Annotated in this window: 27 protein-coding genes and 2 pseudogenes; 10 read left to right on the plus strand and 19 right to left on the minus strand. The window is 63.2% G+C overall.

Features of this window, described 5'->3' with window-relative positions:
• Positions 1-95 precede the first annotated feature (95 nt).
• The 3 genes and pseudogenes from DYZ14_RS07360 to DYZ14_RS07370 form a co-directional block, all read right to left on the minus strand.
• Positions 96-1,394, minus strand: coding sequence for a DNA polymerase IV (locus DYZ14_RS07360; protein WP_154720082.1), 1,299 nt, complete (start codon positions 1,392-1,394; stop codon positions 96-98).
• Between the two features lie 111 nt (positions 1,395-1,505).
• A pseudogene (locus DYZ14_RS07365) lies at positions 1,506-2,142 on the minus strand (hypothetical protein).
• Positions 2,143-2,436 carry a DUF3572 domain-containing protein gene (locus tag DYZ14_RS07370; RefSeq protein ID WP_154720083.1) on the minus strand — a complete coding sequence of 98 codons (294 nt, stop codon included), beginning with the start codon at positions 2,434-2,436 and terminating at the stop codon, positions 2,143-2,145. It lies immediately after the preceding pseudogene.
• A gap of 134 nt (positions 2,437-2,570) precedes the next feature.
• Between DYZ14_RS07370 and DYZ14_RS07375 the strand changes: the two genes are divergently transcribed.
• Together DYZ14_RS07375 and DYZ14_RS07380 are read left to right on the plus strand one after the other, a co-directional pair.
• A complete protein-coding gene (locus tag DYZ14_RS07375; protein WP_115670824.1) occupies positions 2,571-2,942 on the plus strand; it encodes a response regulator in 372 nt (123 codons plus the stop codon).
• A 13-nt stretch (positions 2,943-2,955) separates the two neighbouring features.
• Complete coding sequence (locus DYZ14_RS07380; protein ID WP_154720084.1) at positions 2,956-4,329, plus strand: PleD family two-component system response regulator; 1,374 nt, start codon at positions 2,956-2,958, stop codon at positions 4,327-4,329.
• 869 nt (positions 4,330-5,198) lie between these two features.
• Here DYZ14_RS07380 and rpmG read toward each other — a convergent pair.
• From rpmG to topA, 6 genes are all read right to left on the minus strand, one after another.
• Positions 5,199-5,366 (minus strand): 50S ribosomal protein L33, encoded by a 168-nt coding sequence (gene rpmG / locus DYZ14_RS07385; protein ID WP_015915679.1) that lies wholly within the window; start codon positions 5,364-5,366, stop codon positions 5,199-5,201.
• 90 nt (positions 5,367-5,456) lie between these two features.
• The gene (locus DYZ14_RS07390; RefSeq protein ID WP_154720085.1) at positions 5,457-6,641 is read right to left on the minus strand and encodes an MFS transporter; all 1,185 of its coding nucleotides are present in this window, start codon (positions 6,639-6,641) and stop codon (positions 5,457-5,459) included.
• Positions 6,642-6,651: 10 nt separating this feature from the next.
• Positions 6,652-7,356 (minus strand): NUDIX hydrolase, encoded by a 705-nt coding sequence (locus DYZ14_RS07395; protein WP_154720086.1) that lies wholly within the window; start codon positions 7,354-7,356, stop codon positions 6,652-6,654.
• A complete protein-coding gene (locus DYZ14_RS07400; RefSeq protein WP_115670893.1) occupies positions 7,353-7,805 on the minus strand; it encodes a DUF983 domain-containing protein in 453 nt (150 codons plus the stop codon). Before DYZ14_RS07400 ends, DYZ14_RS07395 begins: the two co-directional genes overlap by 4 nt.
• Positions 7,806-7,828: 23 nt before the next feature.
• Entirely contained in the window at positions 7,829-10,090 is a 2,262-nt protein-coding gene (gene rnr, locus DYZ14_RS07405; RefSeq protein ID WP_232365466.1) for a ribonuclease R, read from the minus strand.
• A 98-nt stretch (positions 10,091-10,188) separates the two neighbouring features.
• Positions 10,189-12,879, minus strand: coding sequence for a type I DNA topoisomerase (gene topA / locus DYZ14_RS07410; protein ID WP_154720088.1), 2,691 nt, complete (start codon positions 12,877-12,879; stop codon positions 10,189-10,191).
• A gap of 242 nt (positions 12,880-13,121) precedes the next feature.
• Between topA and DYZ14_RS07415 the strand changes: the two genes are divergently transcribed.
• Complete coding sequence (locus DYZ14_RS07415) at positions 13,122-13,349, plus strand: hypothetical protein (RefSeq protein ID WP_232365456.1); 228 nt, start codon at positions 13,122-13,124, stop codon at positions 13,347-13,349.
• On the opposite strand, the gene dprA is transcribed toward DYZ14_RS07415, so the two are convergent.
• Genes dprA through DYZ14_RS07435 form a run of 4 tightly spaced genes read right to left on the minus strand, consistent with a single transcriptional unit; the run spans position 13,302 to position 17,337 of the window.
• Positions 13,302-14,453 (minus strand): DNA-processing protein DprA, encoded by a 1,152-nt coding sequence (gene dprA, locus DYZ14_RS07420; RefSeq protein WP_154720089.1) that lies wholly within the window; start codon positions 14,451-14,453, stop codon positions 13,302-13,304. The two genes, DYZ14_RS07415 and dprA, sit on opposite strands and share 48 nt — an antisense overlap.
• Before the next feature lie 4 nt (positions 14,454-14,457).
• Positions 14,458-15,075, minus strand: coding sequence for a glycerol-3-phosphate 1-O-acyltransferase PlsY (gene plsY / locus DYZ14_RS07425; protein WP_269749442.1), 618 nt, complete (start codon positions 15,073-15,075; stop codon positions 14,458-14,460).
• 19 nt (positions 15,076-15,094) lie between these two features.
• Complete coding sequence (locus tag DYZ14_RS07430; protein WP_154720091.1) at positions 15,095-16,384, minus strand: dihydroorotase; 1,290 nt, start codon at positions 16,382-16,384, stop codon at positions 15,095-15,097.
• The gene (locus DYZ14_RS07435) at positions 16,381-17,337 is read right to left on the minus strand and encodes an aspartate carbamoyltransferase catalytic subunit (protein WP_154720092.1); all 957 of its coding nucleotides are present in this window, start codon (positions 17,335-17,337) and stop codon (positions 16,381-16,383) included. The genes DYZ14_RS07430 and DYZ14_RS07435 overlap by 4 nt, the downstream gene beginning before the upstream one ends.
• 122 nt (positions 17,338-17,459) lie before the next feature.
• Between DYZ14_RS07435 and DYZ14_RS07440 the strand changes: the two genes are divergently transcribed.
• Complete coding sequence (locus DYZ14_RS07440; protein WP_154720093.1) at positions 17,460-19,112, plus strand: acyl-CoA dehydrogenase family protein; 1,653 nt, start codon at positions 17,460-17,462, stop codon at positions 19,110-19,112.
• On the opposite strand, the gene DYZ14_RS07445 is transcribed toward DYZ14_RS07440, so the two are convergent.
• Complete coding sequence (locus tag DYZ14_RS07445) at positions 19,094-20,029, minus strand: AEC family transporter (protein WP_154720094.1); 936 nt, start codon at positions 20,027-20,029, stop codon at positions 19,094-19,096. The genes DYZ14_RS07440 and DYZ14_RS07445 overlap by 19 nt on opposite strands.
• A 249-nt stretch (positions 20,030-20,278) precedes the next feature.
• Here DYZ14_RS07445 and DYZ14_RS07450 point away from each other — a divergent pair, with 249 nt between their 5' ends.
• Together DYZ14_RS07450 and DYZ14_RS07455 are read left to right on the plus strand one after the other, a co-directional pair.
• Positions 20,279-20,461 carry a hypothetical protein gene (locus DYZ14_RS07450; RefSeq protein ID WP_115670897.1) on the plus strand — a complete coding sequence of 61 codons (183 nt, stop codon included), beginning with the start codon at positions 20,279-20,281 and terminating at the stop codon, positions 20,459-20,461.
• Complete coding sequence (locus DYZ14_RS07455; protein WP_154720095.1) at positions 20,458-20,793, plus strand: DUF6105 family protein; 336 nt, start codon at positions 20,458-20,460, stop codon at positions 20,791-20,793. The genes DYZ14_RS07450 and DYZ14_RS07455 overlap by 4 nt, the downstream gene beginning before the upstream one ends.
• On the opposite strand, the gene ruvX is transcribed toward DYZ14_RS07455, so the two are convergent.
• Entirely contained in the window at positions 20,727-21,224 is a 498-nt protein-coding gene (gene ruvX, locus DYZ14_RS07460) for a Holliday junction resolvase RuvX (RefSeq protein WP_154720096.1), read from the minus strand. The genes DYZ14_RS07455 and ruvX overlap by 67 nt on opposite strands.
• Before the next feature lie 117 nt (positions 21,225-21,341).
• Positions 21,342-21,644: an alkylphosphonate utilization protein gene (locus DYZ14_RS07465; RefSeq protein WP_154720097.1), complete on the minus strand. Its 303-nt coding sequence runs from the start codon at positions 21,642-21,644 to the stop codon at positions 21,342-21,344.
• Between the two features lie 202 nt (positions 21,645-21,846).
• Here DYZ14_RS07465 and DYZ14_RS07470 point away from each other — a divergent pair, with 202 nt between their 5' ends.
• From DYZ14_RS07470 to gatA, 4 genes are all read left to right on the plus strand, one after another.
• The gene (locus tag DYZ14_RS07470) at positions 21,847-22,551 is read left to right on the plus strand and encodes a metal-dependent hydrolase (protein WP_154720098.1); all 705 of its coding nucleotides are present in this window, start codon (positions 21,847-21,849) and stop codon (positions 22,549-22,551) included.
• Positions 22,548-23,135, plus strand: coding sequence for a hypothetical protein (locus DYZ14_RS07475; RefSeq protein ID WP_154720099.1), 588 nt, complete (start codon positions 22,548-22,550; stop codon positions 23,133-23,135). The genes DYZ14_RS07470 and DYZ14_RS07475 overlap by 4 nt, the downstream gene beginning before the upstream one ends.
• A 2-nt stretch (positions 23,136-23,137) precedes the next feature.
• On the plus strand, positions 23,138-23,425 hold the full coding sequence (gatC, locus tag DYZ14_RS07480; protein ID WP_154720100.1) for an Asp-tRNA(Asn)/Glu-tRNA(Gln) amidotransferase subunit GatC: 288 nt from the start codon (positions 23,138-23,140) through the stop codon (positions 23,423-23,425).
• Positions 23,426-23,515: 90 nt separating this feature from the next.
• Complete coding sequence (gene gatA, locus DYZ14_RS07485) at positions 23,516-24,994, plus strand: Asp-tRNA(Asn)/Glu-tRNA(Gln) amidotransferase subunit GatA (RefSeq protein WP_154720101.1); 1,479 nt, start codon at positions 23,516-23,518, stop codon at positions 24,992-24,994.
• Between the two features lie 81 nt (positions 24,995-25,075).
• On the opposite strand, the gene DYZ14_RS07490 is transcribed toward gatA, so the two are convergent.
• The 3 genes and pseudogenes from DYZ14_RS07490 to DYZ14_RS07500 form a co-directional block, all read right to left on the minus strand.
• A complete protein-coding gene (locus DYZ14_RS07490; protein ID WP_154720102.1) occupies positions 25,076-25,327 on the minus strand; it encodes a BrnA antitoxin family protein in 252 nt (83 codons plus the stop codon).
• A pseudogene (locus DYZ14_RS24650) lies at positions 25,281-25,587 on the minus strand (BrnT family toxin). The gene DYZ14_RS07490 and the pseudogene DYZ14_RS24650 overlap by 47 nt, the downstream one beginning before the upstream one ends.
• A gap of 67 nt (positions 25,588-25,654) precedes the next feature.
• A complete protein-coding gene (locus DYZ14_RS07500) occupies positions 25,655-25,912 on the minus strand; it encodes a YjhX family toxin (RefSeq protein WP_154720103.1) in 258 nt (85 codons plus the stop codon).
• Between the last annotated feature and the right edge of the window lie 360 nt (positions 25,913-26,272).

A 26,272-nucleotide genomic window follows, 5' to 3' on the forward strand; every position in this document is an offset into this window, starting at 1 on the left:
ATCGATGTTCACGAACTCGTGTAGGTCAGGTGAACTTGAGATTTTGCTCGCCTCCTTCACAATTTGTTAAATCGGCTTGAAAACTCAAGTATAATTTATCGCTCTCCCGTCCTGTCCTTCACCGGAAAGGTATAGCCGGTCTGTACGCTTGCCTTGCCGAATTTTTCGCGCAGTTTATCCATGGCCGCCTCGGCGGCCGCGCGCCGCCGCCCCTGTTCGTCGACGAGATCCGGCGGGTCGGCGAGCGCTTGCCCCTGCAGGTCCGTCACGCCGATGCCGATCAGGCGAAAGCGCGTGCCGTCGGCTTCCTTTTCCAGCAGTGCCAGTCCGGTGCGGAATATCCGGTCAGCCAGCTGCGTCGGATCGTCGAGACGGCGATTGCGCGTCCGTCCCTTGAAGTCCGCGGTCTTGAGTTTCAGGACGACGGTCTGACCGGCAATGCCGCTCTTCTTCAATCGCCAAGCGACCTTCTCCGACAGCGCCCGCAAGTGCGTCACCAGATCCTCGAAATGCCAGATGTCATCGAAGAAGGTGGTCTCGGCCGAAACACTCTTGGCGGGGTCATTGAGATGGACGTCGCGGTCGTCGATACCGCGCGACAGACGGAACAGCCGCTGACCCATCGTGCCGTAACGGCGCATCAGGTCGCCTTCCTCCATCGTCTGCAATTGGCCGACCGTGCGGATCCCGTCGCGCTCCAGCGTCGCGGCAAAGGCCTTGCCGACACCCCAGATTGTCGTGACCGGACGGGGGGCGAGGAAGGACAGCGCCTCGGCCTCGCCGATCACCGAGAAGCCGCGCGGCTTCTGCAGGTCAGACGCCACCTTGGCCAGGAACTTGCAATAGGAAAGACCGACCGAGACCGTGATGCCGATCTCCGTCTCCACCCGCCGGGCAAAGCGCGCCAGCACCCGCGCCGGTGGGTCGTGATGCAGCCGCTCGGTCCCCTTGAGCTCGAGAAACGCTTCGTCGATCGACAGCGGCTGAACCAGCGGTGTCAGTTCCTCCATCATGGTCCGGACCTGGCGGCCGACCCGGGCGTATTTTTCCATGTCCGGTTTGATCACCACGGCTTGCGGACAGGCCTCCAGCGCCTTGAACATCGGCATGGCCGAGCGCACCCCGTGAATGCGGGCGATATAGCAGGCGGTCGACACGACGCCACGCTTTCCTCCGCCGATGATCACCGGCTTGTCGACGAGGTCGGGATTGTCGCGCTTCTCCACCGAGGCATAGAAGGCGTCGCAATCGATATGGGCAAGCGTCAGCCGGTAGAGTTCGGGATGATAGACGAGGCGAGGGCTGCCACAGGCGCGGCAACGCCTTTCGCCTTCCGCCTGGCCGGTCAGGCAGTCGCGGCAGAAGCCCGGATACTGGATCGCGTCATCGGTCATGGCGGGAACAAAGGTTGAACAACGGCAGAATAGGGCCTGGCATCCCGGTGGGCAAGACCAGGCAGAGGGATGGTTGTCAATGGCCGGGACCATTGGAGCGGCGAGGCTTCGTCAGGTTGCCAGGTGAGCGGAGATGAACTGCTCGGCTTGCGTCCAATCGAGCGCCCGGCGCACGGCGGCACCGGCCGGCGGCGCGAGGCTGTGGATGTCGACCGGCGGAGGCAGATGGACGAGCAGGCAGTCGGGAACATGTTCGCCGACCGAATGAAGATTGTGCACCATGTCGTCGACGAAGGCGACCGGGAGAGGGCGTCCCGCGTGCAGGAGTTGAACCACCGGACCCTTGGCTTCGTCCGCCGCGATCAATGGATAGTCGAGGGCGAAAAGATCGAGCAGGCGTCGGCGGGCCGGCGCATGGCGTGCCGGCATCGCCGTGAGGAAGACCAGGTCGGCGCGTGCGGCCAGGCGGGCCAGCCGTGTCCACCACGCCGAGGAACGGCGTCTGCCAGGCCTCCTGGGCGGCGAAGAACGCATCGATCAGTTCGCTGACGGCGGCGTCCTTGAGTGCTGTTTCATCCTTGGCGCAAACGATATTGCCGTGCAGCCGGAACGAACGCGGCAGGAGCCGATGGCCTCGGCTTTCGAGAAATGCCCGGAACGGCGTGACGAATTCGAGAACGACGTCATCGACATCACAGACGACCAGAGGCCTCTCGGTCAACCGGACCGCATCGAGCCCGATCACCATTCAGCATTCTCCCGAATCGAGCGTCGGTCCCGTATAGTGATGCGAGGCGCTGACGACGGCCTCGGGCGTGATGCCGGTTGCCGCGCAGAACGCCATGAGAGTCGGCTCATGTGCCATCAGGAAATCCAGCATGCCGGCCATGAAGGCAGGGTCGCCCACCGACTGGCGCAACTGGTCGGGGCGCGTGCCCGACAGCGCCAGAAAACGCCCGAGCATGTCCGGTTCCCCGGCCAGCCAGCCGAGCACGGCAATGGCGGTTTCCTCGGCGTCTGCGGATATGCTGCTGTTCTTCATGGGCCTTTTTGTCTTCTCTGACAGAGTTACCTATTTCTCAACCAAATGACCTTAGCATGGGATCGCACCAGAAGTGCAGACTGCCGCGCCGTAAAGATTGAGCGGACGCCAGGCGGGATCAAGGGACGGGGTTTATGCCGAAGAAGGTAATGATTGTCGAAGACAATGAGCTCAACATGAAGCTCTTCCGCGATCTTATCGAAGCTTCGGGCTATGAGACGATCCAGACCCGCAATGGCCTGGAGGCGCTCGATCTGGCCCGCCAGCACCGTCCCGACCTGATTCTGATGGATATTCAGTTGCCGGAGGTCTCGGGCCTCGATGTGACGCGATGGCTGAAGGAAGATCCGGAATTGCACGTGATCCCCGTGATCGCAGTTACGGCCTTTGCGATGAAGGGCGACGAGGAGCGCATCCGCCAGGGCGGTTGCGAGGCCTATGTGTCGAAACCGATTTCGGTGCCGAAGTTCATCGAGACGATCAAGACCTATCTGGGCGACGCGTGAGGGAACGGGGCCGATGACCGCGAGAATTCTTGTCGTCGACGATATACCGGCCAACGTCAAATTGCTCGAGGCCCGGCTGATCGCCGAATATTTCGATGTGCTGACCGCCGACAACGGTCGAGACGCACTGGACATCTGCGACCGCACGCAGGTCGACGTCATCCTGCTCGACATCATGATGCCGGACATGGACGGTTTCGAGGTGTGTGAGCGGCTGAAGGCCAATCCGCGCACGGCGCACATTCCGGTGGTGATGGTGACGGCGCTCGACCAACCGTCCGACCGGGTGCGTGGGTTGAAGGCCGGCGCCGACGACTTCCTCACCAAGCCGGTCAACGACCTGCAATTGATCTCCCGGGTCAAGAGCCTCGTGCGCCTGAAGACGTTGAGCGACGAGCTGCGCATCCGTGCCGATACGGCCCAATCCATCGGCATCGACGATCCGCTCCGCCTCAACGACGGCAGGCTCGAAGAGGCCGCCCAGGTGTTGCTGGTCGACAGCCGCGGCAGTTCGCAGGAACGCATCATCAAGACGCTGAAGCCGATCGCGCTGGTAACGGCCATGTCCGATCCGCAGGCAGCGGTGTTCGACGCTGCCGAAAACGCCTATGATCTGGTGATCGTCAACGGCAATCTGGATGACTACGATCCGCTTCGACTTTGCTCACAACTGCGCTCTCTCGAACGCACCCGGATCATTCCGATCCTGCTGATCACCGAGCTTGGCGACGAACAGATGATCGTGCGCGCGCTCGATCTCGGGGTAAACGACTACATCGTGCGCCCGCTCGATCCCAACGAGCTTGTGGCCCGCACGCTTACGCAGATCCGCCGTAAGCGCTTCAATGACCGCCTGCGCCACAGCGTCACGCAGACGATAGAACTCGCGGTGACGGACGGCCTGACCGGGCTCCACAATCGCCGGTATCTCGACAGCCATCTGAAAATGCTGTTCACCCGCGCTCAGGCGCGTGGCAAGCCGCTCTCGGTCTGCATCACCGATATCGACCGCTTCAAGCAGGTCAACGATACCTATGGTCACGATGCCGGCGACGAGGTGTTGAAGGAGTTCGCCATGCGAATCCGCTCGACCGTGCGTGGTGCTGACCTGGCCTGCCGCTACGGGGGGGAAGAGTTCGTCGTGGTGATGCCGGATACCTCACCGGACGTCGCGGCCCATGTCGCCGAGCGGCTGCGGGCCATCATCGAGTCGAAACCGTTCCAGTTGAAAGGAACGGACATGGCGCTGGAGATCACGGCGTCCATGGGCATTGCGACTGCCAGCCGAGGAGTCGATACGCCGGAGCAGTTGTTGAAGCAGGCCGATCTGGCGCTCTACCAGGCGAAACGCGACGGCCGCAACCGCGTGGTTGCCGCTGCGGCTTGAAACGTGGTGTAGCAAAATGATCCGGGCTACCCATCCGATCTTGGACATTCGGTGAATATCGATTTTGTCAAGTTGCCGGATTGGGGGATTGCGCTCGAGTTGTCTGTGAATGACAATGGTCAAAATTCAGCGCTGGTTCGCCCATCGTCGCTTAAGTTTCTTTGTTGTACGCATCAGCTGTTTGAAGCTTTTGTTTGGTTTCAATAATGTTGAAACCGCTTTGCCTGGGTACATTTGAGTAAGCTGCAACTATAGTTGAAATATCCGGCGCACTCGATGCGTCCGGTCTCGTTTCTTTACCCATTTATATTAGAGAATAATGATATATTGGCGAGCCCAGACTGTGTGGGCGTAGACTCTCGTGTGTCCGGCGGCCGGTTTTACTTCAGTAACGCAATATATTGGTGAAGTAGATTTGATGCGGACCGTTTGTATTCCGGTGGCCTAAACTGTGCCGGCCTCTGTCATTTTAACCATAGCCAGAAGCAAAATGTGGAAGAGTTAAGAAACTATTGATTTTCTTCTCAAGTTGAGCGAAGTTGAGGTCAACAGAAAGAACGCCTCGTGAAAGAGGCCAATCGATGCCCCATGATGCTCAGGTCCGCCGCATCTCCTGGGTCGTGGGGTCGGTCGGTTGGTACGCAAGTGATAAACGGTTCCTCGTGCCGTATTTGTGTACCGACCGACCCCCGTTCACGTAGCAAAGGCACCGCAGCCGTTTAGGCGCGGTGCCTTTTGCTTTTATGGCGCTCTCCATCGAGCGGGGGCCGCGGGCAGACGAACAGTTGCGGCGATTACTCTACCATCCCAAAACGAAAAGGCGCGCTGCCCGGGGCAACGCGCCTGAAACGCTGGAAAGCGATCAAGAATTACTTGATCTTGGTTTCCTTGAATTCGACGTGCTTGCGCGCGATCGGGTCGTACTTCGTCTTCGTCATCTTGTCCGTCATCGTACGGCTGTTCTTGGTCGTGACGTAGAAGAAACCCGTGTCGGCTGTCGACAGCAGCTTGATCTTGATTGTTGTAGCCTTGGCCATGGTCGTCCTGCCTTTAATAAACGAAGCCGTGGACGACCGAACGAAGCCCACGGCAAATCTGGCGCGAAACTACAAATCGCGCCGGAAAAGTCAAGTCCGTTTACCTTTGAAAAACAGCCTGGCCACGGAAAGTACGACGTAGAGGCCGAAAAAGCCGGCAATCGCCCAGGCAAAGCCGTGGTTCCCGGAGATGTCGATCGCCGCCCCGATCGCCTGCGGGCCGGCGACGGTGCCGACTGCATAGCAGAAGACGAAGGCAGCATTGGCGGCCGCAAGGTCGGAACCGGTCAGGCGCGAGCCGAGATGGCTGAGGCCGACCGTATAGAGGCCGGAGACGCTGCCGCCCCAGAAAAGCAGTACGACGGCCATCAGCAGCCAGCTTTCCGACAATAGGGGAAGGGCAAGGGACCCGCCGAGTCCGATCACGGCCATGGCCGACAGCAGAAGCCTGCGGTCCTTGAGATGATCCGACAGCAATCCGAGCGGGATCTGGAAGATCATATTGCCGATTCCCATCACGGTCAGCAGCAAGGCGGCCTGCGATTCGCCGAATCCTATCCGCGTCGCGTAGATCGGGAACAGCGAAAGCCCGCCGGCCTCCACGGCGCCGAAGACGAAGACGGCGGCGGTCGCGGTCGGAACCAGGAAGATGTAGCGCAGGAAATGGCTGCTCGGTTTTTCGTCCAGTTGCGGGCTCTCGCCGCGGGCGATGTAGATCGGCACCGCCGCAAGCAGAATGGCGATGCCACCGACGGCAAACGGCAGGATGCCCTCGCTGCCGATCAGCGAGAAGATCAGCGGGCCGCTGGCGAAGCCGAGCGACAGCACCGTTGCATAGATCCCGAGCACGAGGCCCCGGCGGGAGGGTGGTGCTGCGGCATTGATCCAGAACTCGGACAGGATGAAAAGCGTCGTCGTCGCCCCATGGAAGACCAGCCGCAGCGGAAACCACATCCAGAACTGGTCGGCATAGTAGAAGCCCAGCCCGCTGATGGCCGACAGGGCGACCGCCCAAAGCATGGTACGGGCAACACCGACGCTGTGCGCCAGTTTTGTCGTGATGGGGGCGGCGACCATGGCCGCGATCCCCGCCATGGCGGAGTTCAGTCCGATCAGCGTGGACGATATGCCGCGCTTCTCCAGGATGATGCTGAGCAGTGGCAGGCCGAGCCCGATTGCGATGCCGACCGCGGAGATCGCCGAGATGGCCGCAACCAGCGAAGGCCAGTGAATATCCTCGCGGTGACCGTTCGCGCCGTTTCCCGAATTCGTCATCGGATAATCCTCAGATAACTTCGCGGAAGAACTGGCCGCGGCGGGAAAAATAGAAGGGCAGGCTGCCTCCAAAGGGCAGGGAGGGGTCCACGGTCATCTGCGCCTTCACGTCCTGGAGAATGGTCTTCGTGATGTCCGGCATGTTCAGACCGGAAAGGTCGTGCATGTCAAGCCATCGAAGGTCGTGCAGCTCGGACGAATCGGAGATAGCCCCCGGATCGACGTCGGCCTCGTCGGTGAAGGTGAGAAAGAAACGGGTATCGAAACGCCGGACATTTCCGGGTGGCGTGATGGCGCGCGCCACATAGCGCAGGCTGCCGAGATCGGCGCACAGGCGGGGAGTGCGATTGCGGCCGATCTCGCGGCGACCGATGACCAGTCCGGTCTCCTCTTCAAGCTCGCGCACGGCGGCGAATGCCAGGCCCCGGCCGCGGCTTAGCGCGGTCCCGCTCTCCAGGTCACCGCTGAGCTTTGCCAGCACGTGGGGGTGCAGATCGCGCAGGATGGCCTGCCGGCTGTCGCTGCGATCACGCCGTCCGCCGGGGAAGACATAAAGGTTCGGCATGAAGGCGTGGCCGCTGCCGCGCTTGCCGACCAGCACGCGCGGGCTGGAGCCCGAGCGATCGATGAGGAGAAGTGATGCCGCGTCGCGCGGCCGCAGTCTCACGGCAGCCTGGGATGCCTTGTCCTGCACCTCGAAGGGATGCGGTGTCATGGGTTGGTCTTCGGGCCGAAGCTCTCGGGCTCGTCGGTCTCGCCGCCGAAGCCGTGCATGCGCAGCGCCCATTGCAGGCCGATCACGCCGCCTTTGATCGGCTGGATCGTGACAAGCGCGGTGACGATGCCGAGCGGTGCCCAGATGGCGAGATGGATCCAGTCCGACGCCGGAAAGATCAGATCGGTCATCATGAAGCCACCGAGCAGAACGTGACCGAGGACCATGATGACCAGGTAGGGCGGCAGGTCGTCGGAGCGGTGATGGAAGATCTCCTCGCCGCAGGCCGCGCAGGTATCGACCGGCTTCAGATAGGCCCGGAAAAGCTTGCCGCTGCCGCAGGCCGGACACTGGTTGAGGAGACCGCGCATGATCGAGCGCCCGAGCGGGCGTTCCTCTGGGGCTGCGCCGCCGAAGCGTATCGCTTCCTGTTGCTGGCTGGCTGGCATGTCTTTTCCTTCCATGATCTTCCTCACCGTCTCGGCCGGTTGGGCCGGGTACCCGGCTTCTTGGACGCACCGCGCCGGCCGGCCTTGTGGAACGAGCGCGTGGCGACCGGCATGGCGCGCCCCTCGCTCAGCATCTCGAATCGGAGCGCACCGGCGAGCGGCACGGCTTCCACCAGTCTGACCTGGATGGAATCACCGAGGCGATAGCCCAGGCCGGTCTTCTCTCCGGACAGCGCCTGATGCGCCTCGTCATAGATATAGTAGTCGCGCCCGAGCGTGGAGACCGGGATGAAGCCGTCGGCGCCGAACTGCGGCAGGGTGACGAACAGCCCGGACTTGGTGACGCCCGAGATCTGCCCGTCGAACTCGTCACCGATCCGGCCCGCCAGATGATGGGCGATCAGCCGGTTGATGGTGTCGCGTTCGGCGGCCATGGCGCGCCGCTCGAAGGTCGAGATCTCGGCCGCGATATCGTCGAGCGCAGCCTCTTCCTCCGGCGTGATGCCGCCCTCGCCGAGCCCGAGCGAGCCGACCAGCGCCCGGTGGACGATCAGGTCGGCATAGCGCCGGATCGGCGAGGTGAAATGGGCGTATTTCAAGAGGTTCAGGCCGAAATGGCCGATGTTCTCCGGGCTGTAGATCGCCTGGCTCTGGCTGCGCAGCACCATCTCGTTGACCATGGTCTGGTGCGGCGTGTCGAGGGCCTTGGCGAGAATGCCGTTGAACGAGTTGGACCGCAGTCCGGCGCCCTTGGCGAGCGTCAGCCCGATCGTCGCCAGGAACTCGCGCAGCGCCTCCTGCTTCGACAGTTTTGGGGCGTCGTGCACGCGGTAGACCAGCGGCTGGCGCTTCTTCTCCAGCGTCTCGGCGGCGGCGACGTTCGCCTGGATCATCATTTCCTCGATCAGCTTGTGCGCATCGAGCCGTTCCGGCACGTGCACCCGGTCGACCGTGCCGTCGGGCTTGAGGATGATCTTGCGCTCGGGCATGTCGAGTTCGAGGGGCTGGCGCCGGTCGCGGCCGCGCTTCAACACCTCGTAGGCGTGCCACAGCGGCTTGAGGATCGGCTCCAGCAGCGGACCGGCCTTGTCGTCGGGCTTGCCGTCGATTGCCGCTTGCGCCTGCTGGTAGGAGAGCTTGGCCGCGCTCTTCATCATCACGCGATGGAAGGTATGGCCCGCCTTGCGGCCTTCCTTCGAGAACGTCATGCGCACGGCGAGTGCCGGACGGTCGACGCCCTCGCGCAACGAGCAGAGGTCGTTGGAGATACGCTCGGGCAGCATCGGCACGACCCGGTCGGGAAAATAGACCGAATTGCCGCGCTTCAGCGCCTCGCGGTCGAGCGCCGATTTCGGCCGCACATACCAGGAGACGTCGGCGATCGCCACCGTGACGATCACGCCGTCGGGATTGTCGGGCGAGGGGTCGCGCTCGGCATAGACGGCGTCGTCATGGTCCTTGGCGTCGTGCGGGTCGATGGTGACGAGCGGCACATGGCGCCAGTCCTCGCGGTGGGACATCGTCGCGTGTTTCGCTTCGTCCGCCTCAGCGATCACCGATTGCGGGAATATGTGCGGAATGCCATGGGCATGGATGGCGATCATCGAGATCGCCTTTTCCGAGGCGACCGAACCGATGACGTTCAGCACGCGTGCCTGGGTCAGTCCGAGGCGGCCGGTGCGGGCGATCTCGACTTCGACCAGGTCGCCATCCTTGGCCTCTCCAAGGTCGTTCGACGCAATCTGCATCTCCTCGCCGCGCCGCTCGATCGGCATCAGCCGGGCGGCCCCGCCGGGCATTTCGCGCACGACGCCCAGCAGCGCGTCGCGGTGGCGGTCGATGATCTTGATGATACGGGCGGTGTAGGCCGGGCCGGCCCTGTCCTTGGAGGCGAAGATCTTGGCCAGCACCCGGTCACCCAGTCCACCGACAGGCGCCTTGCCCTTGGCGCGGTCGGCGCTCGACTGGCGGATGGCGACGGCGGGCGCGACGCCCAGTTCCTCGTTCCATTCCGCCGGGCGGCCGATCAGTTCGCCGTCCTTGTCGCGGGTGGTGATGTCGAGCACGGTGACCGGGGGAAGGGCGCCGGGCCGCTTCAGCGACTTGCGGTCCTTCTGCACCAGGCCGTCGCTCTCCAGCGCGCGCAGCACTTCCTTGAGCTCGACCCGTGCATCGCCCTTCAGGCCGAACGCCTTGGCGATCTCCCGCTTGGAGGCGCGGTCCGGATTGTCGGCGATGAACTCCAGCAACACCTCGCGTGACGGAATTTCGCCATGGATGATCACCGGCTTGTCGCTTTTCGCGCCCGCGGCCTCCGCGCGCCGGCTCCTGCGGTTGCCGGAGGCGGGAGTGGGAGAACGGTCGCGCGGGGTCTTGCTCAAATCTAGCTCTTCTTCGTCTTTGGTGCCGCCTTGGCCTTCGGCTTGGCGGCGGTTGTCTTCTTTGCCTTGGCGACAGTGGCATCCGCGTCCGAAGCCTTGGCCTTCGCGGCCTTCGGTTTCGCTGCGGCCTTGGCCGGGGCCTTCTTCGCCGGAGCCTTCTTGGTGCCGCTCTTGCCCGCCTTCTCGGCGATCAGGAGCAAGGCTTCCTCCATCGTCACCGACTGCGGGTCCTTGCCCTTGGGGAGCGTCGCGTTGATCTTGGCCCAGTTAATATAGGGACCGTATTTGCCATCGCGAACAGTAATCGCGCCGCCGTCCGGATGTTCCCCGATTTCCTTGAGCGCGGCAGCAGCGGTGCGCCCTCGTCCGCCGGGACCCTTGCTCTGCTTTTCCGCCAGAACTGTGACGGCGCGGTTGAGACCGACCGACAGAACGTCCTCGATGCTGTCGAGGTTGGCATAGGTGCCGTCATGCAGGATGAACGGCCCGTAGCGGCCAAGGCCGGCGCTGATCATCTTGCCGGTTTCCGGATGCGATCCGACCTCGCGCGGTAGCGACAGCAGCGAGAGCGCCTTCTCGAAATCCACGGTGTCCGGGGTCCAGCCCTTGGGCAGCGAGGAGCGCTTGGCCTCCTTGCCGTCGCCGCGCTGCACGTAAGGTCCGAAACGGCCGCTGCGCAGGGTGATCTCCTCGTCCGTCACCGGGTCCTTGCCGAGGGCCTTCGGTTCGTTGTTGCCGGAGGCTTCGGCGTCCGCGCCACCGTCCGAGGAGAGCTGGCGGGTGAAGCTGCATTCCGGATAGTTGGAGCAGCCGACAAAGGCGCCGTATTTGCCGAGCTTCAGCGACAGGTTGCCCGTTCCGCAGACCTGACAGATGCGCGGGTCCGAGCCGTCTTCGCGCTTGGGGAAGACCAGCGGTGCCAATGCCTCGTTCAGGGCGTCGAGCACGTTGGTGACGCGCAGTTCCTTGGTATCCTCGATCTGGGCGAAGAAGTTCGTCCAGAATTCCCGCAGAACGTCCTTCCAGTTCAGTTCGCCGGCGGAGATCTTGTCGAGCTTCTCCTCGAGATCCGCGGTGAAGTCGTATTCGACATAACGGGTGAAGAAATTCTCGAGAAAGGCGGTGACCAGCCGTCCCTTGGAATGCGGGATCAGCTTGCGCTTGTCGATCGTCACATATTCGCGGTCGCTGAGCGTCTTCAGGGTGGCGGCATAGGTGGAAGGACGGCCGATGCCGAGTTCTTCCATCTTCTTGATCAGCGTCGCTTCCGAATAGCGCGGCGGCGGCTCGGTGAAGTGCTGGGTTGCGTTGATCTGTTTCTTGGCGAGCGCCTCGCGGGCATTGATCTCCGGCAGGCGGCCTTCGTCGTCGCCGTCCTCGCTCGGTTCGCCCTCTTCCTTCTGGTCGGTATAGGCGGCGATGAAGCCATCGAAGCGGATGACCGAACCGACGGCGCGCAGGCCTGCCTTTTCGCCATTGTTGTCGGCAAGGATCTCGACCGTGGTCCGCTCGATCTCGGCCGACGCCATCTGGCTGGCGATGCCGCGCTTCCAGATCAGGTCGTAGAGACGCATCTGGTCGGCGTCGAGGAAGCGGCGCACCTTGTCGGGCGAGCGGTTGAAATCGGTCGGGCGGATCGCTTCGTGGGCTTCCTGGGCGTTTTTCGCCTTGGTCGAATAGAAACGCGGCTTCTCCGGCACGTAGCGCGGACCGAACTGGTCGGCAACGGCGCCGCGCGCCGCGTCGATCGCTTCCGGCGCCATCTGCACGCCGTCGGTACGCATATAGGTGATGAGACCGACCGTCTCGCCGCCGATGTCGATGCCTTCATAGAGCTTCTGCGCGACCTGCATGGTGCGCGAAGCCGAGAAACCGAGCTTGGAGGAGGCGGCCTGCTGCAGGGTCGACGTGGTGAAAGGCGGGCCGGGATTGCGCTTGACGGGCTTGGCCTCGACGCTGTCGACGACGTATTGCGCGCCTTCGAGCAAGGTCTTGATTCCGCCTGCCTGCTCGCCGTTCGTCACCGAATTGCGCTGGATGCGCTTGCCGAGATGCGAGACCAGCCTTGCCTCGAATTCGTCGCCGCGCGGTGTCTTCAAGAGCGCGGAAATGTTCCAGTATTCCTCCGCGACGAAGCGATCGATTTCGTCCTCGCGGTCGCAGACGAGGCGCAAGGCCACCGACTGGACGCGGCCGGCCGAACGGGCGCCGGGCAGCTTGCGCCACAGCACCGGCGATAGGTTGAAGCCGACGAGATAGTCGAGCGCGCGGCGCGCCAGATAGGCGTCGACCAGCGGCGTGTCGATGTCGCGCGGATGGGCCATGGCGTCGAGCACGGCCTTCTTGGTGATGGCATTGAAGACGACGCGCTTGACCGGCTTGTCGCCGATCACCTTCTTCTTCTTCAGGAGGTCCAGCACGTGCCAGGAAATCGCTTCCCCCTCGCGGTCCGGGTCGGTTGCGAGAATGAGGCCGTCGGCGCCCTTCATGGCGTCGGAAATGTCTTTCATCCGCTTGGCCGAGGCTGCGTCCACCTCCCAGTCCATGGCAAAGTCGTCATCGGGGCGCACCGAGCCGTCCTTGGCCGGCAGATCGCGCACGTGGCCAAAGGATGCCAACACCTTATAGCCGGGACCCAGATACTTGTTGATCGTCTTGGCCTTGGCCGGAGATTCTACGACTACGACATCCATTGCGTTTCTCTGTACTGCGGAAAAGGCTTGCCTCCGGGGCGAAAGGGCCTGGTCCCGATAACCGGTTTCCCGACATGGAGGGGGATTCGGCTGCGGTCAAGAGGGCAGTTGGTTTTTCTCCTGCCTGCAACGCGATGCAACCTTGTGTAGATTTGTCTCAGATTGCAATTTCCGATAAATGGAACTATCGTTTTTCACCACAGGGGTTCGGTCGCTCCAGGCGGCAAATGTGGATGGGAAGCATGGTCTCGAAAGCGATGAACGGCGGCGAGTCACGCGCGGCGGAAAACATTGCCTATGTCCGGCAGATGCTCGGCGAGTTGCGCATGGTTGCGGAAAACGAGGGAGCGGAAATGCTCTGCTACCTGATCGAAATGGCCTATGTCGAGGCGGGCGACCTGCAGATGGGCCGCCGCGCCCTGTCAATCCATCATCGCAATGGAAACAAGCCCACCCGGATGCCGGTGTAACCGCCCGGCAATGTCGAGTTCAAGCAACACGAGATAGACAGCCGCCGGCGCAAGTCCGGTATGGCGCACGATATCGTCGATCTCGACGGGCGTCGGCCCGAGAGCGTCGGTGATGCGGACCCGTTCGCTGTCGCTTGGCGGCGGCGTGGGCTGGTGTTGCGCATCTCCGGCCGGCTCCTCTGCCTCGTGCCCGGAAAGGAGATCGATCTGCGACAGCGGCGCCAGCGCTTGCAGCACGTCGTCCGGCCGTGTGGTCACGGTTGCGCCATCCTTCAACAGCCCGTTTGTGCCTTCGCAACGCGGATCGAGTGGCGACCCCGGCACGGCAAAGACGAGACGGCCGAAATCGCCGGCGAGACGTGCGGTGATCAACGAGCCCGACCGCGCCGCAGCCTCGACCACCACCACGCCGAGCGAGACGCCGGCGATCAGCCGGTTGCGGCGCGGAAAGTCGCGGGCGCGCGCCTCCCAGCCGAACGGCATTTCCGAAATCGCCAGTCCCCGACCGTCCCAGATCTCGCGCAGGAGTTCGATGTTTTCCGGGGGGTAGGGCTTGTCCAGGCCGCCCGCCATGGCGGCGATCGTGCCGGTGTCCAGGCTGGCGCGGTGCGCGGCGGTGTCGATGCCGCGCGCCAGGCCGGAAATGATGGCATAGCCGGCCCGGCCGATGTCGCGCGCCATAAGCGCCGCAAATTTCGCCCCGCTGATCGAGGCATTGCGCGAACCGACCACGCCGACGGCCGGCAGGCTTGCCGCCGAAAGGTCGCCTTTGACCGCAAGCAGCGGCGGCGCGCCGTCGATCTGACGCAGTGCCGGCGGATAATCGGGTTCGCCTATGCCGAGGAAGCGCGCGCCGAAACGCGCCGCGGTTTCCAGTTCGTGCTCGGCTTCCGCTTCGGTGGCGATGCGGATGGCGCGCGTCGATCCGCCGCGCCGGGAGAGCTCCGGCAGCATGGCAAGGGCGGTTTCCGCCGTGCCGAAATGATTGATGAGATCGCGAAAGGTCGCGGGGCCCACATTGTCGCTTCGGATCAGTCTCAGCCAACTGATCCTTTGCCGGTCGTTCAGCGCAATCCCTGTTCGTCTTGCGCCCGGCTCCGGCATGCCTTCATCCCTTTTGCCCGATCTTGCTCTCGGTGCCCGCCATCAGTCTTTCAATATTGGCCTTGTGGCGCCAGTAGCTGATGGCCGTCATCACGGCCGTGACCAGTGCTGTTTCAGGCATGCCCAGTATCCACAACACAACCGGAATGACAAGAGTTGCAACCAGCGCGGAAAGTGAGGAATAGCGGCTGACAAAGGCCACGGCCAGCCAGACGGCGGCAAACACCAGCACCATCAGCGGCGCGACGCCGAGCAGGGTGCCGATATAGGTCGCCACACCCTTGCCACCCTTGAAGCCGAGCCAGATCGGAAAGAGATGGCCGATGAAGGCGGCAAAGCCGGCAATCAGGCCGGCATTCTGGCCGAACACGGCTTGCGCGATGACGGCGGCGATCGTCGCCTTCAGTGCGTCGAGGAGAAGCGTCGCGGCGGCGAGCTTCTTGTTGCCGGTGCGCAGCACATTGGTCGCGCCGATATTCCCGGAACCGATCGAGCGCAGGTCGCCGTGGCCGGCCATGCGGGTGAGCAGCAGGCCGAACGGGATCGAGCCCATCAGATAACCGAGGCTCAGCACGGCAATCACCGCCGGCCAACCGATCGCGAGAAAATTGATGCTGGCCACTTGATCCCCCTGGTCTTCCTTAAAGCGAATGCACGCACTTGCCGGCGACATAGGTCGCGACCGCGCGACCCGAGAAGCGGGCGTCCTCGAACGGTGTGTTCTTCGAGCGCGATAAAAGCAGTTCCTTGGCGACCAGCCACGGCTCATCGAGGTCGATCAGCGTGATGTCCGCCTTGGCACCCGGCTTGAGCGAACCGGCGTCAAGGCCGAAGATTTCGGCAGGACGCATCGACATGGCGTCGATCAGCCGCATCAGCGACACGTGACCGCTGTGATGCAGGCGCAGCGCCGCCGAAAGCAGGGTCTCGAGGCCGACGGCACCGTCCGCCGCATCGGCAAAGGGCAGCCGCTTGGTATCGACGTCCTGCGGGTCGTGGGCGGAGACGATGATGTCGACCGTGCCGTCGGCGATCGCCTGGACCATGGCCATGCGGTCGTCTTCGGCGCGAAGCGGCGGGGTCATCTTGAAGAAGCTCCGGTACTCGCCGATGTCGTTCTCGTTCAGTGCCAGGTGGTTGATCGAGATGCCGCAGGTCACTTTCGCGCCACGACTACGTGCGACGCGGATGGCTTCCGCCGATTCCGGCACGGAAATCTCTGAGGAGTGGAACTTGGCGCCGGTCAGCCCGGCAATGCGCAGATCGCGCTCGAGCGGGATGATCTCGGCCTCCTTCGGCACGCCGGGCAGGCCGAGCCAGCTGGCGAACAGGCCGGCATTCATCACGCCGTTGCCGAGATAGTCTTCCCGCGGCTCGAGATCGATCACGGCGCCGAATTCGCGCGCATAGGTCATCGCCCGGCGCAGGACCTGACTGTCGGCCAATCCGTGACGGCCGTTGGTGAAGGACACCGCGCCGGCCTGCTGCAGAAGGCCGATTTCGGTCATTTCTCCGCCGGCCAGATGCTTGGTCAACGCCGCTGCCGGATAGACATTGACGACGGCCGTGTCACGCGCCGTCTTCTTGACGAACTCCACGAGCGCGATGTCGTCGATCACCGGATCCGTGTCCGGCATCATGATGAAGGAGGTGACCCCGCCGGCTGCCGCCGCGCGGCTGGCCGAAGCGATGGTTTCCCGATGCTCGGCGCCCGGTTCGCCGACGAAGACGCGGGCATCCACCAGGCCCGGAGCGGCGGTGAGGCCGGTGCAGTCGCGGATCTCGGCGCCGTCCGGCGCACCCTGGTTCTGCGCCTCGGCACCGGCTGCCAATATGCGACCGTCTTCGCCGACGATGATCGTGCCGACGGTATCGAGCTGGCGCGAGGGGTCGACGATGCGGGTATTCTTCAAGACGAGCGGCCGGTTCATGCGCCCATTCCTTCGCTGCGGGGCCCCTGGTTCTGCGAAACGAGCAGCGCTTCCATCACCGCCATGCGCACGGCCACGCCCATTTCCACCTGGCTCTCGATCACGCTCTGGGGGCCGTCGGCCACTTCCGAGGCGATCTCGACGCCGCGGTTCATCGGGCCCGGATGCATCACGAGCGCATCCTCCTTCGCCGCCTTCAGCTTTTCGGCGTCAAGGCCCCAATAGTGGAAATATTCGCGCACCGAAGGCACGAAGGCGCCAGACATGCGCTCGCGCTGCAGGCGCAGCATCATCACCACGTCCGCGTCCTTCAGGCCTTCCTTCATGTCGTGGAAGACCTCCACGCCCATGTCGGCAATCCCGGTTGGCAGAAGCGTCGCGGGGGCCACGACCCTGACGCGCGCTCCCATGGCGTTGAGCAGCAAGATATTGGAGCGGGCGACGCGCGAATGCAGCACGTCGCCGCAGATCGCCACGATGATGCGCGACAGCTTGCCCTTGGCGCGCCGGATCGTCAGCGCATCGAGCAGCGCCTGGGTCGGGTGCTCGTGCTGTCCGTCGCCGGCATTGACCACCGAGCAGGCGACCTTTTGCGCCAAAAGCGCTGCCGCACCTGCCGAGGAGTGGCGCACGACCAGCACGTCGGGCCGCATGGCGTTGAGCGTCATGGCGGTGTCGATCAGGGTCTCGCCCTTCTTCACCGACGAATTGCTGACCGACATGTTCATCACGTCGGCGCCGAGGCGCTTTCCGGCGAGCTCGAACGAGGACTGGGTCCGGGTCGAGGCTTCGAAGAACAGGTTGATCTGCGTGAGTCCGCGCAGCGTGGAGGTCTTTTTCTCCCGCTGGCGGCTGATTTTGACGGCTTCGTCGGCCTTGTCGAGCAGATAGGTAATGTCCTGCTCGGTGAGGCCCTTGATGCCGATGAGATGGCGATGGGGAAAGAAGACCATGGACGTCCTCCTGAGATGTCACGCGGTCTATAGAGAAGCCGGGGCCAAGGGGCAAGCACATGCAGTGTGGATAGAAGCACGGTCCCCATGTAAAACGAATCGATTTCCGCTAGAGGATCGGCATGACCCCAATGAACCGGACTGAAGAAAAACTCGCCGAACTGAACCAGCCAAAACCCTGGTCCGGTATCAATGCCTATCGCTCCGATCCGCTGCTGGTCGACCTGAGTGCGGGTCTCTCGCGTGGCCTGCGCGAGGAATATGACGTCATCGGCAAGTATGTGACCTCGCACGAGGCGCAGGAACTGGCGCGCATGGCCAACCAGAGCCCGCCGCAATTGCGCACCCATGGCGTTCGCGGAGAGCGGCTCGACGTTGTCGAGTTCCATCCGGCCTGGCATGCGCTGATGCGCCGGTCGATGTCGGTCGGCCTGCATTCCTCCGTCTGGGAGAACCAGCCGGAGGCCCGCGGCCATGAACATCTGGCCCGCGCCGTACGCTTCTTCCTGACCGCCCAGCTCGAATGCGGCCATCTCTGCCCGCTGACCATGACCAGCGCCTCGGTCGCGGCCCTCGTCTCCTCGCCGCACGTGCAGAAGGAATGGGCGCCGAAGATCCTGTCGCGAAAGTATGATTCGTCCAACAAGCCGGCCATGCAGAAATCCGCCGTCACCATCGGCATGGGCATGACGGAGAAGCAGGGCGGCACGGATGTGCGCGCCAACACCACGTCCGGCGAGCGGGTGGGCGAGGGGATCTACCGCCTGTCCGGCCACAAATGGTTCATGTCGGCGCCGATGAGCGACGCCTTCGTCATGCTGGCCCAGACCAAGGACGGCATGGGCTGCTTCCTCGTGCCGCGCCTGCTCGAGGACGGCTCGGCCAACGGCCTGGAGTTCCAGCGCCTCAAGGACAAGATCGGCAACCGTTCCAACGCCTCGTCCGAGGTGGAGTTTTCCGAAACCTTCGGCTTCCTGCTCGGCACGCCCGGTGACGGCATCCGCACCATTCTCGACATGGTGACGCTGACCAGGCTCGATTGTGCTCTGGCCTCGGCCGGCATCATGCGCGCCTCGATGGCGGAAGCCGTGCATCATGTGCGCGGGCGCTCGGTGTTCGGCAAGAAGCTGATCGACCAGCCGATCATGACCCGCGTGCTCGCCGACATGGCGCTCGACGTCGCCGCCGCGACCGCTCTGGCCTTCAGGCTCGCCGACAGTTTCGACCGCGCCCGCGAAAATGCCGTGGACGCCGCCTATGCCCGCGTCATGACGCCGGTGGTCAAATACTGGATCTGCAAGATGGCGCCGGCGCTGATCTACGAGGCCATGGAATGCATCGGCGGCAGCGGCTACATCGAGGAACGGCCGATCGCCCGTCACTACCGCGAGGCTCCCGTCAACGCGATCTGGGAGGGCTCCGGCAATGTCATGGCGCTTGATCTGTTAAGGGTGCTCAGCCGCGGCAAGGACCTGTTCGAGACGATCTTCGCCGGGCTGGAGCGCGATCTCGGCGCGTCGGGCAAGAAGACGGTGGAAGTGCTGCGCGCCGCAACCGCTCTTGCCGAGCGCGACGAGGGGGCGGCCCGCCTGCTGATCGAGCAACTGGCGCTGGCGGCTGCCGCGGCCGAGCTCTATAAGCTCGGAGCCGGCAAGATCGCCGATGCCTTCCTCGAATCGCGCCTCGCCGGCGGCTGGCGCCATACCTATGGCGTGCTCGATGCCCGCTTCGACGCCCGCTACGTGCTCGACCTGCTCTATCCGGCCGCGACCTGACCGACAAGGTAGAGCACGAGCGGAATGGTGAACACCGCCGCGACCGTCTGCACGGTCGCGGTTGCCGCATATAGCGGCGCGTCGCCACCCATCTGCTTGGCCAGCAGATAGCCGTTCATCGCGGTCGGAACCGCAGCGCTTAAGACCAGCATGGCCAGCGTCTCGCCCTCGACGCCGAACAGCAGGGCGACGCCCGCCATGACCGCAGGAAACACCAGCAGCTTGAGCACCGAACCGAGGATGACGTTGGGCTGAGGCTTCAATGCGTCCATGATCCTCAGGCCCGCACCGACCATGATCAGGCCCAGACCGAGCGAGGAGCGCGCGACGAGATCGACCGCCATCATCAGCGGGTCGTAGACGGTTATGCCTGCCAGATTGACCAGCACGCCGCTCGCCGCGCCGAGGATGATCGGGTTGGAGACGATCTTCACGGCAAAGTCCTTGAGGTTTCGGCCGTTGCCGGAGAACCAGATCAACACGCCGACATTGATGACGTTGAGCGGAATGATGATCGCCGCCATCACCACGGCGACCACGGTCAGCCCGACCGGACCGGACAGCTTTTCCGCGATGGCAAGCGCCATGAAACCGTTCCAGCGGGTTGCTGTCTGGAAGATCGAGGTGAAGGCCGGTCCCTTGAGCCCCAGCCGGTGGAGCGGTTGCCACAGCGCCAACACCAGGGCCGACATGATCCCGACCGAAACCAGGGCGGTCGCGCTGACGGCGCCCGTATCCATGGTCGAAAAATCGGCCTTTGACAGGGTGAGAAACAGCAGCGCCGGGAAGAGCACGTAGTAGCCGAACTGCTCGAGCCCGCCCCACAGGCTGTCGTCGATCCGTGGCCAGCGTTTCAGCAGCACACCGAGAAGCACGAGCAGGAAGATCGGCAGAACGCTTTCGAAGATCAGGAGCATCAGGTTTGCTTTCGGGGCCGGGCGCCGTGGGGGAGGGGCGGGCTTCGCATAACAGCTGATGGGCGCGCAAGGCAATTGCGCCGCCGCCATCACCCGTCATTGCATCATCGGTTGGCAAGCTACGGCATCTTGCGTTATCCCCAACGCGCGTTAACCTTAACAAAGGGTTTACGTTGCGACGGAACGGTTAACGGGCCAGTTTCTCCGCCGATAGGCAGAGGGCTCGAGGGCGTCGCAATGGGAACCGGAATGGCAAGGGTGACGTTGACAGGCGTCATGGCGACGTTTTTCGCCGGCTTGGCGCTCGACATAGCGGTTCCGGCCATGGCGCTGAGCCTGATGGCGGCGTCGAACTGGATGGTCCAGGCCTGGCCCGAATCGCGGTCGAGCCGTCATTGGCCGCCGCAGCGTTGGAAGGGGAGACCCGCATGAAGGTATTTCTGGTCTTGTGGGCACTGCCGATCCTGCTGCTCGGCGGCTGGTATGGGCTCTCTTACTATGACCTGAGTTTCGGCTTCTTCATGCTGACCCGTCAGGCGCACGATCTCGTCTTTGCAGTCTATGGCAACGCCTTGGGCCTGGCGCCCGAGACCATTCCGCCCCTCGTCGCCCGCGCCATCGCCGTCGACAGCGCCATCGTCTTCGCCATCATCGCGTTCCGCCGCCGCCGCAAGATCGCCGCATGGTGGGCGGCGCGTCAGGCCTCGTCCGAACTGCGGCCGATCGTCGTGCGCAGCGCCGACAATCTGTCCAGCGCGCCTTGAAGGATGAAGCTCGCAGCCGCCGAATCGATCCGCTCGCTACGCTTGGCCCGCGACACGTCCATCTCCAGAAGGGCCCGTTCAGCCGCCACCGTTGACAGCCGCTCGTCCCAGTAGACGAAGGGAATGTCGGTCTTTTCCGACATCGCGCGCACGAAGGCGCGGGTCGCCTGCACCCGGGGTCCTGCCGAGCCGTCCATGTTCATCGGCAGGCCGATGATGAAGGCGGCCACGTTCTCTTTTGCCGCGAATGCCAGCAGCGTCTCGGCATCCTGGGTGAATTTCACCCGTTTGAGGACGGTTCGCGGCGTGGCGAACCGCAGACCGAGATCCGACATCGAAAGCCCGATGGTCTTGGTGCCGAGGTCGAGACCGGCAATCGCCTGTCGGGGCTGCAGCACTTCCGCGAGTTCTTCGATCGTGAGGGTGGTCATGCTGCGGCCCCGGCCAGTTAGAGTCCGTCAGGGAAAAGTGGAAACCGGTTTTCCCGAAAAGACAAACGAAAACAGAAGAGCTGGAGTCTGGCTGGTTCAGAATGAACCTGACAGACTCTAGCGCTTGCGCACGAACTCGGTCCTGAGGACCAGTCCCTTGATCGTGTCGTTCCGGCAGTCGATTTCTTCCGGGTCATCCGTCAGGCGGATCGACTTGATGACCGTTCCCTGCTTGAGGGTCGTATTGGTACCCTTGACCTTGAGGTCCTTGATCAGCGTCACCGAATCGCCGTCAGCCAGCACATTGCCGGCCGCATCCTTGGCAACCGGCTTGGCATTGGCAGCGGCCGCCATCTCGGAGGCCGGGCGCCATTCGCCTGTCACATCATCATATACATAATCGTCGTCGTCGGCGGCCATTTTGGTCTCCCAGTCGTTGGTGTTGATTGTCGGCCGGACGACCGGAGCGGTGAGGGCGGCCCTGCCAGACCAAGCCTGGCAATTGCGGCTTATCGCACGCTCCTCGAAGGCGCAACTCGGTAGGCCTGACGTCTGCGGAAAACGCGGTTGCCGCCGGCCCGGCATGGCCTATATTCCGGGCATCGCACCGAAGGAGAATTTCATGAAGATCACCTGGCTCGGCCATTCCGCATTCCGGCTCGACACCGCCAAGGCGAGCATCCTGATCGACCCGTTCTTCACCGGAAATCCAGGCTTTGCCGGCCTGGACGCCAAGGATTGGGCGACCGGTGTGACGCACATCCTTCTGACCCATGGCCATGGCGACCATGTCGGCGACACGGTCAAGCTTGCCGGCGAGACCGGGGCGACCGTGTTGGCCAATGCCGATCTTGCCGCCTGGCTCGGCTCGAAAGGGGTGACCAAGCTCGAGGCCGGCAATACCGGGGGCACGATCGCCTTCGACGGTTTCAGCGTCACCTTCACCAACGCGCTTCACTCCTCGGCCCAGATCACCGAGGACGGCGTGTCCCATGCGCTCGGCAATGCCAACGGCCTGATGCTGCACATTGAAGGGGACGCCTCGCTGCTGCACATGGGTGACACCGACATCTTCTCCGACATGAAGCTGATCCACGAACTGCACCAACCCGACATCGGCCTTGTGCCGATCGGCGACCGCTTCACCATGGGCGGCGCGGTGGCGGCACTCGCCTGCCAGCGCTTCTTCGACTTCAAGATCGCCATGCCCTGCCACTACGGCTCCTTCGGCATCATCGATCCGACCCCGGAGAAGTTCGTGCTCGGCATGGAGGGCACGCGGACCCGTGTGGTCACGCCCGCCGCCGGCGAGAGCCTCTCGCTGTGAGACATGCGGCATCCGTTGAAGACTTGAGACGGCTTCATGCGGAGAACTCCGTCCTGCGCGAGACCATAGTCGAGCACATTTTTGCCGGTGAACTGCTGCGTCGCCTATGGCAGTTCGGTATTCTCGACACTGAGATTCTCAAGAGCGAGTTTGATAACGCGGGCTATGATCTTGTGTTGACCTGCCGGCAAATCACACGCCACATTCAACTCAAGGTGACGAGGGTCGGCGGGGCACGGTCGGAGGTCAATGTTAATCTCCGGCTCGCCGAAAAGCCCAGCGGCTGCGTTATCTGGATCTCTGTCGATGACGAATTAAATCTGAAGAGATATCGCTGGTTTGGCGGCAACCCAGGTCAGCCGCTGTTGCAGATCGCCAATATGGGCGCCGTCAAACATACCAAGGGAAACGCCCAGGGCACCAAGGCGGTGCGCCCGGGCCATCGCAGCGTGAAGGCCAGCGCCTTTACGCCGATCGAGAATCTGGACGATTTGCTGCTTCACCTGCTTGGATCGGAGATTCTGACCGTTGCGAAGCGTGGACATGGCCATTATAGCGAGGGAGAAAATCTAATCGGAGAGTAGCAATGTCCGTTGATCTCAAGACCGTCAAGCGCGTCGCGCACCTGGCCCGCATCGCGCTCAGCGAAGACGAAGCCGAACGGATGATGGGTGAGCTCAACGGCATTCTCGGCTTCGTCGAACAGTTGTCCGAGGTCGATGTATCCGGCGTCGAGCCGATGACCTCGGTCACGCCGATGGCGATGAAGAAGCGCCAGGATATTGTCACTGACGGCGGCAAGGCCGACGACATCGTTGCCAATGCGCCGGAAACCGACCGCAATTTCTTCCTGGTGCCGAAGGTGGTCGAATAAGCCGGGGGACCAAGCGTCTCTCTGCCTTCCGCCGATCCCTTTTTCCGCGCGCTTGGCCAAAGCGCCGATTTTCTGAAGTGAACCGACATCATGAGCGAACTGACCAGCCTCACCATTGCCGAAGCCCGCGCCAAACTGGTGGCCAAGGAAATCAAGGCCGTCGAACTGACGGATGCCTATGTCCAGGCGATCGAGGCCGCCAATGACGTGATCAACGCCTATGTGACGGTGACCGGCGACAAGGCCCGCGAGATGGCAAAGGCTTCGGACGCGCGCATCGCCGAAGGCAAGGCAGGCGCGCTCGAGGGCATCCCGCTCGGCATCAAGGACCTGTTCGCCACCCGCGACGTTCACACCCAGGCTTGCTCCGGCATTCTCAACCGCTTCAAGCCGAAATACGAATCGACCGTCACCCAGAACCTGTGGGACGACGGTGCGGTCATGCTGGGCAAGCTCAACATGGATGAATTCGCCATGGGCTCGTCCAACGAGACCTCGCACTACGGACCGGTCGTCAACCCGTGGAAGGCGAGCGGCTCCAACCAGCAGCTCGTGCCGGGCGGCTCGTCCGGTGGTTCCGCCGCGGCCGTTGCCGCGCATCTGTGCGCCGGGGCCACGGCCACCGACACCGGCGGCTCGATCCGCCAGCCGGCGGCCTTCACCGGCACCGTCGGCATCAAGCCGACCTATGGCCGCTGCTCGCGCTGGGGCGTCGTCGCCTTCGCCTCCTCGCTCGACCAGGCCGGCCCGATCGCCCGCGACGTGCGCGACGCCGCGATCTTGCTGCGGTCGATGGCCAGCACCGACGCCAAGGACACGACCTCGGTCGACATACCGGTGCCGAACTACGAAGCCGCGCTGGGCCAGTCGTTGAAGGGCATGCGCATCGGCATTCCGAAAGAATACCGCGTCGACGGCATGCCGGACGAAGTCGAAAAGCTTTGGAGCCAAGGCGTCGCCTGGCTGAAGGACGCCGGCGCCGAGATCGTCGACATTTCGCTGCCGCACACCAAGTATGCGCTGCCGGCCTATTACATCGTCGCGCCCGCCGAAGCCTCGTCGAACCTTGCCCGCTACGACGGCGTGCGCTACGGCCTGCGCGTCGACGGCAAGGACATTGCCGACATGTACGAAAAGACCCGCGCGGCCGGATTCGGCACCGAGGTCAAGCGCCGCATCATGATCGGCACCTACGTGCTCTCGGCCGGCTACTACGATGCCTATTACCTGAAGGCGCAGAAGGTCCGCACGCTGATCAAGCGCGATTTCGAGCTGGCCTTCAACGACGTCGACGCCATCCTGACGCCGGCCACCCCGTCCTCGGCCTTCGCCATCGGCGACGAGGCACTCGCCGCCGATCCGGTCGCGATGTACATGCAGGACATCTTCACCGTCACGGTCAACATGGCCGGCCTGCCGGGCCTGTCCGTCCCCGCCGGCCTCGACGCCAAAGGCCTGCCGCTCGGCCTGCAACTGATCGGCCGTCCGTTCGAGGAAAGCACCCTGTTCAAGACCGCCCACGTCATCGAACAGGCCGCCGGCAAGTTCACGCCTTCGAAGTGGTGGTAGGGCTTCACCTCTGCTTCAAACAACTGCGGCGCCGAGAGGCGCCGTTTTTCGTTCGGGTACATCGCGGGAGGGCGGCGGAATCTAGGGCTTTTGCGAATGCATGTAGGCTTTCAGCACCGCGTTCATATGCGTCTGGTAGCCCTTGCCTTGGCCGCGAAACCAGTCCAGCACGTCGGCATCGATCCGGATGGTGATCTGCCGCTTGTCCGCCGCCGGCCTCACGAGTTGCGCCTTTTCGAAGAAGGCTTCGTCCAGTTCCGGAATATCGCTGTAGTCGATCTGCTTGTCAGATCGAGACGCCAGTTCCTTCAGTCTTGTCTGCGAGATGGGCATGATAGCGCATCCTTTCCTTTCTGTTCGCAAGCCGAGCCGAAATGATACGGATCGAGCCGCTTCTATCCGTGTGAACGACGACGACGATGACCAGCGACGCGATAGCGCCTATGCTGATGATCCGGCTCCTCGCCATAGTCGAGACGCTCGTCCTTCGCGCTGAAGACCGACCCGTCGAAGATCAGGCAGGCTTCCTCAAAAGAGATGCCGTGCTTCTGACGATTGATCCTGTTCTTCGTCTCGTCCCATTCGAAACTCATGACGTAATGTAACTACAAATGTAGTGCCTGGCAACGGCAGGAAATCCCGCCGTTGCCAGTGTTCTCCTCACCTGTTGTCCGGCTGTGACCTGACCAGAACCAGGCCGCGTTCGGTAATGCGGTAGGGGTGGCCGCCGGAAGACTTGATCGCCCTCTTCTGCTTCAGCTTGCGGAAGGCGATGACGTCGAGGCCGCTGAACACCCAGCCTTCGCGGGTGAAGAGCTGGATCTTTTCTATTCTGCGGTTTTCGTCACGGGTGAGTTCGATGCGCCCGCCCTGGGCGAGCAGGTGGAGGATGCGCTGTTCGGCGCGGGAGATGTCCATGGTGTCGATCCGGATAAGCGCTCGAGAGACGAGCGCGCAAAAACGATACCGGCGCCGCTGAGGCGTCGGGGCTTCGCTTTTTTCGGGCCCAGGCGCGCGGATCATGAGGATCGCGGGCAGGGGCCCTTACCGGGACTCCGACTGACGGAACATCCAAACTCCATTGGTTACGGCTTGAAAATGGGCATGGCCGGCCTCCCGGTCAAGCGCCCGATGCCGCGACATGACGTCATCCGCGGGCGCCGTGTCGAATCGGTCACAGCGTTGTTTCAACGAGGGGCGGCATTCTCCTGGAGTTTCCCAACGCTCACGAGCGCAGCTAGCCGACGGAAAACGTTGGGAAAAATTAGAGCCGTAGGG

The organism is Ciceribacter sp. T2.26MG-112.2, from assembly GCF_900492205.1.
GTDB lineage: Bacteria > Pseudomonadota > Alphaproteobacteria > Rhizobiales > Rhizobiaceae > Allorhizobium > Allorhizobium naphthalenivorans_A.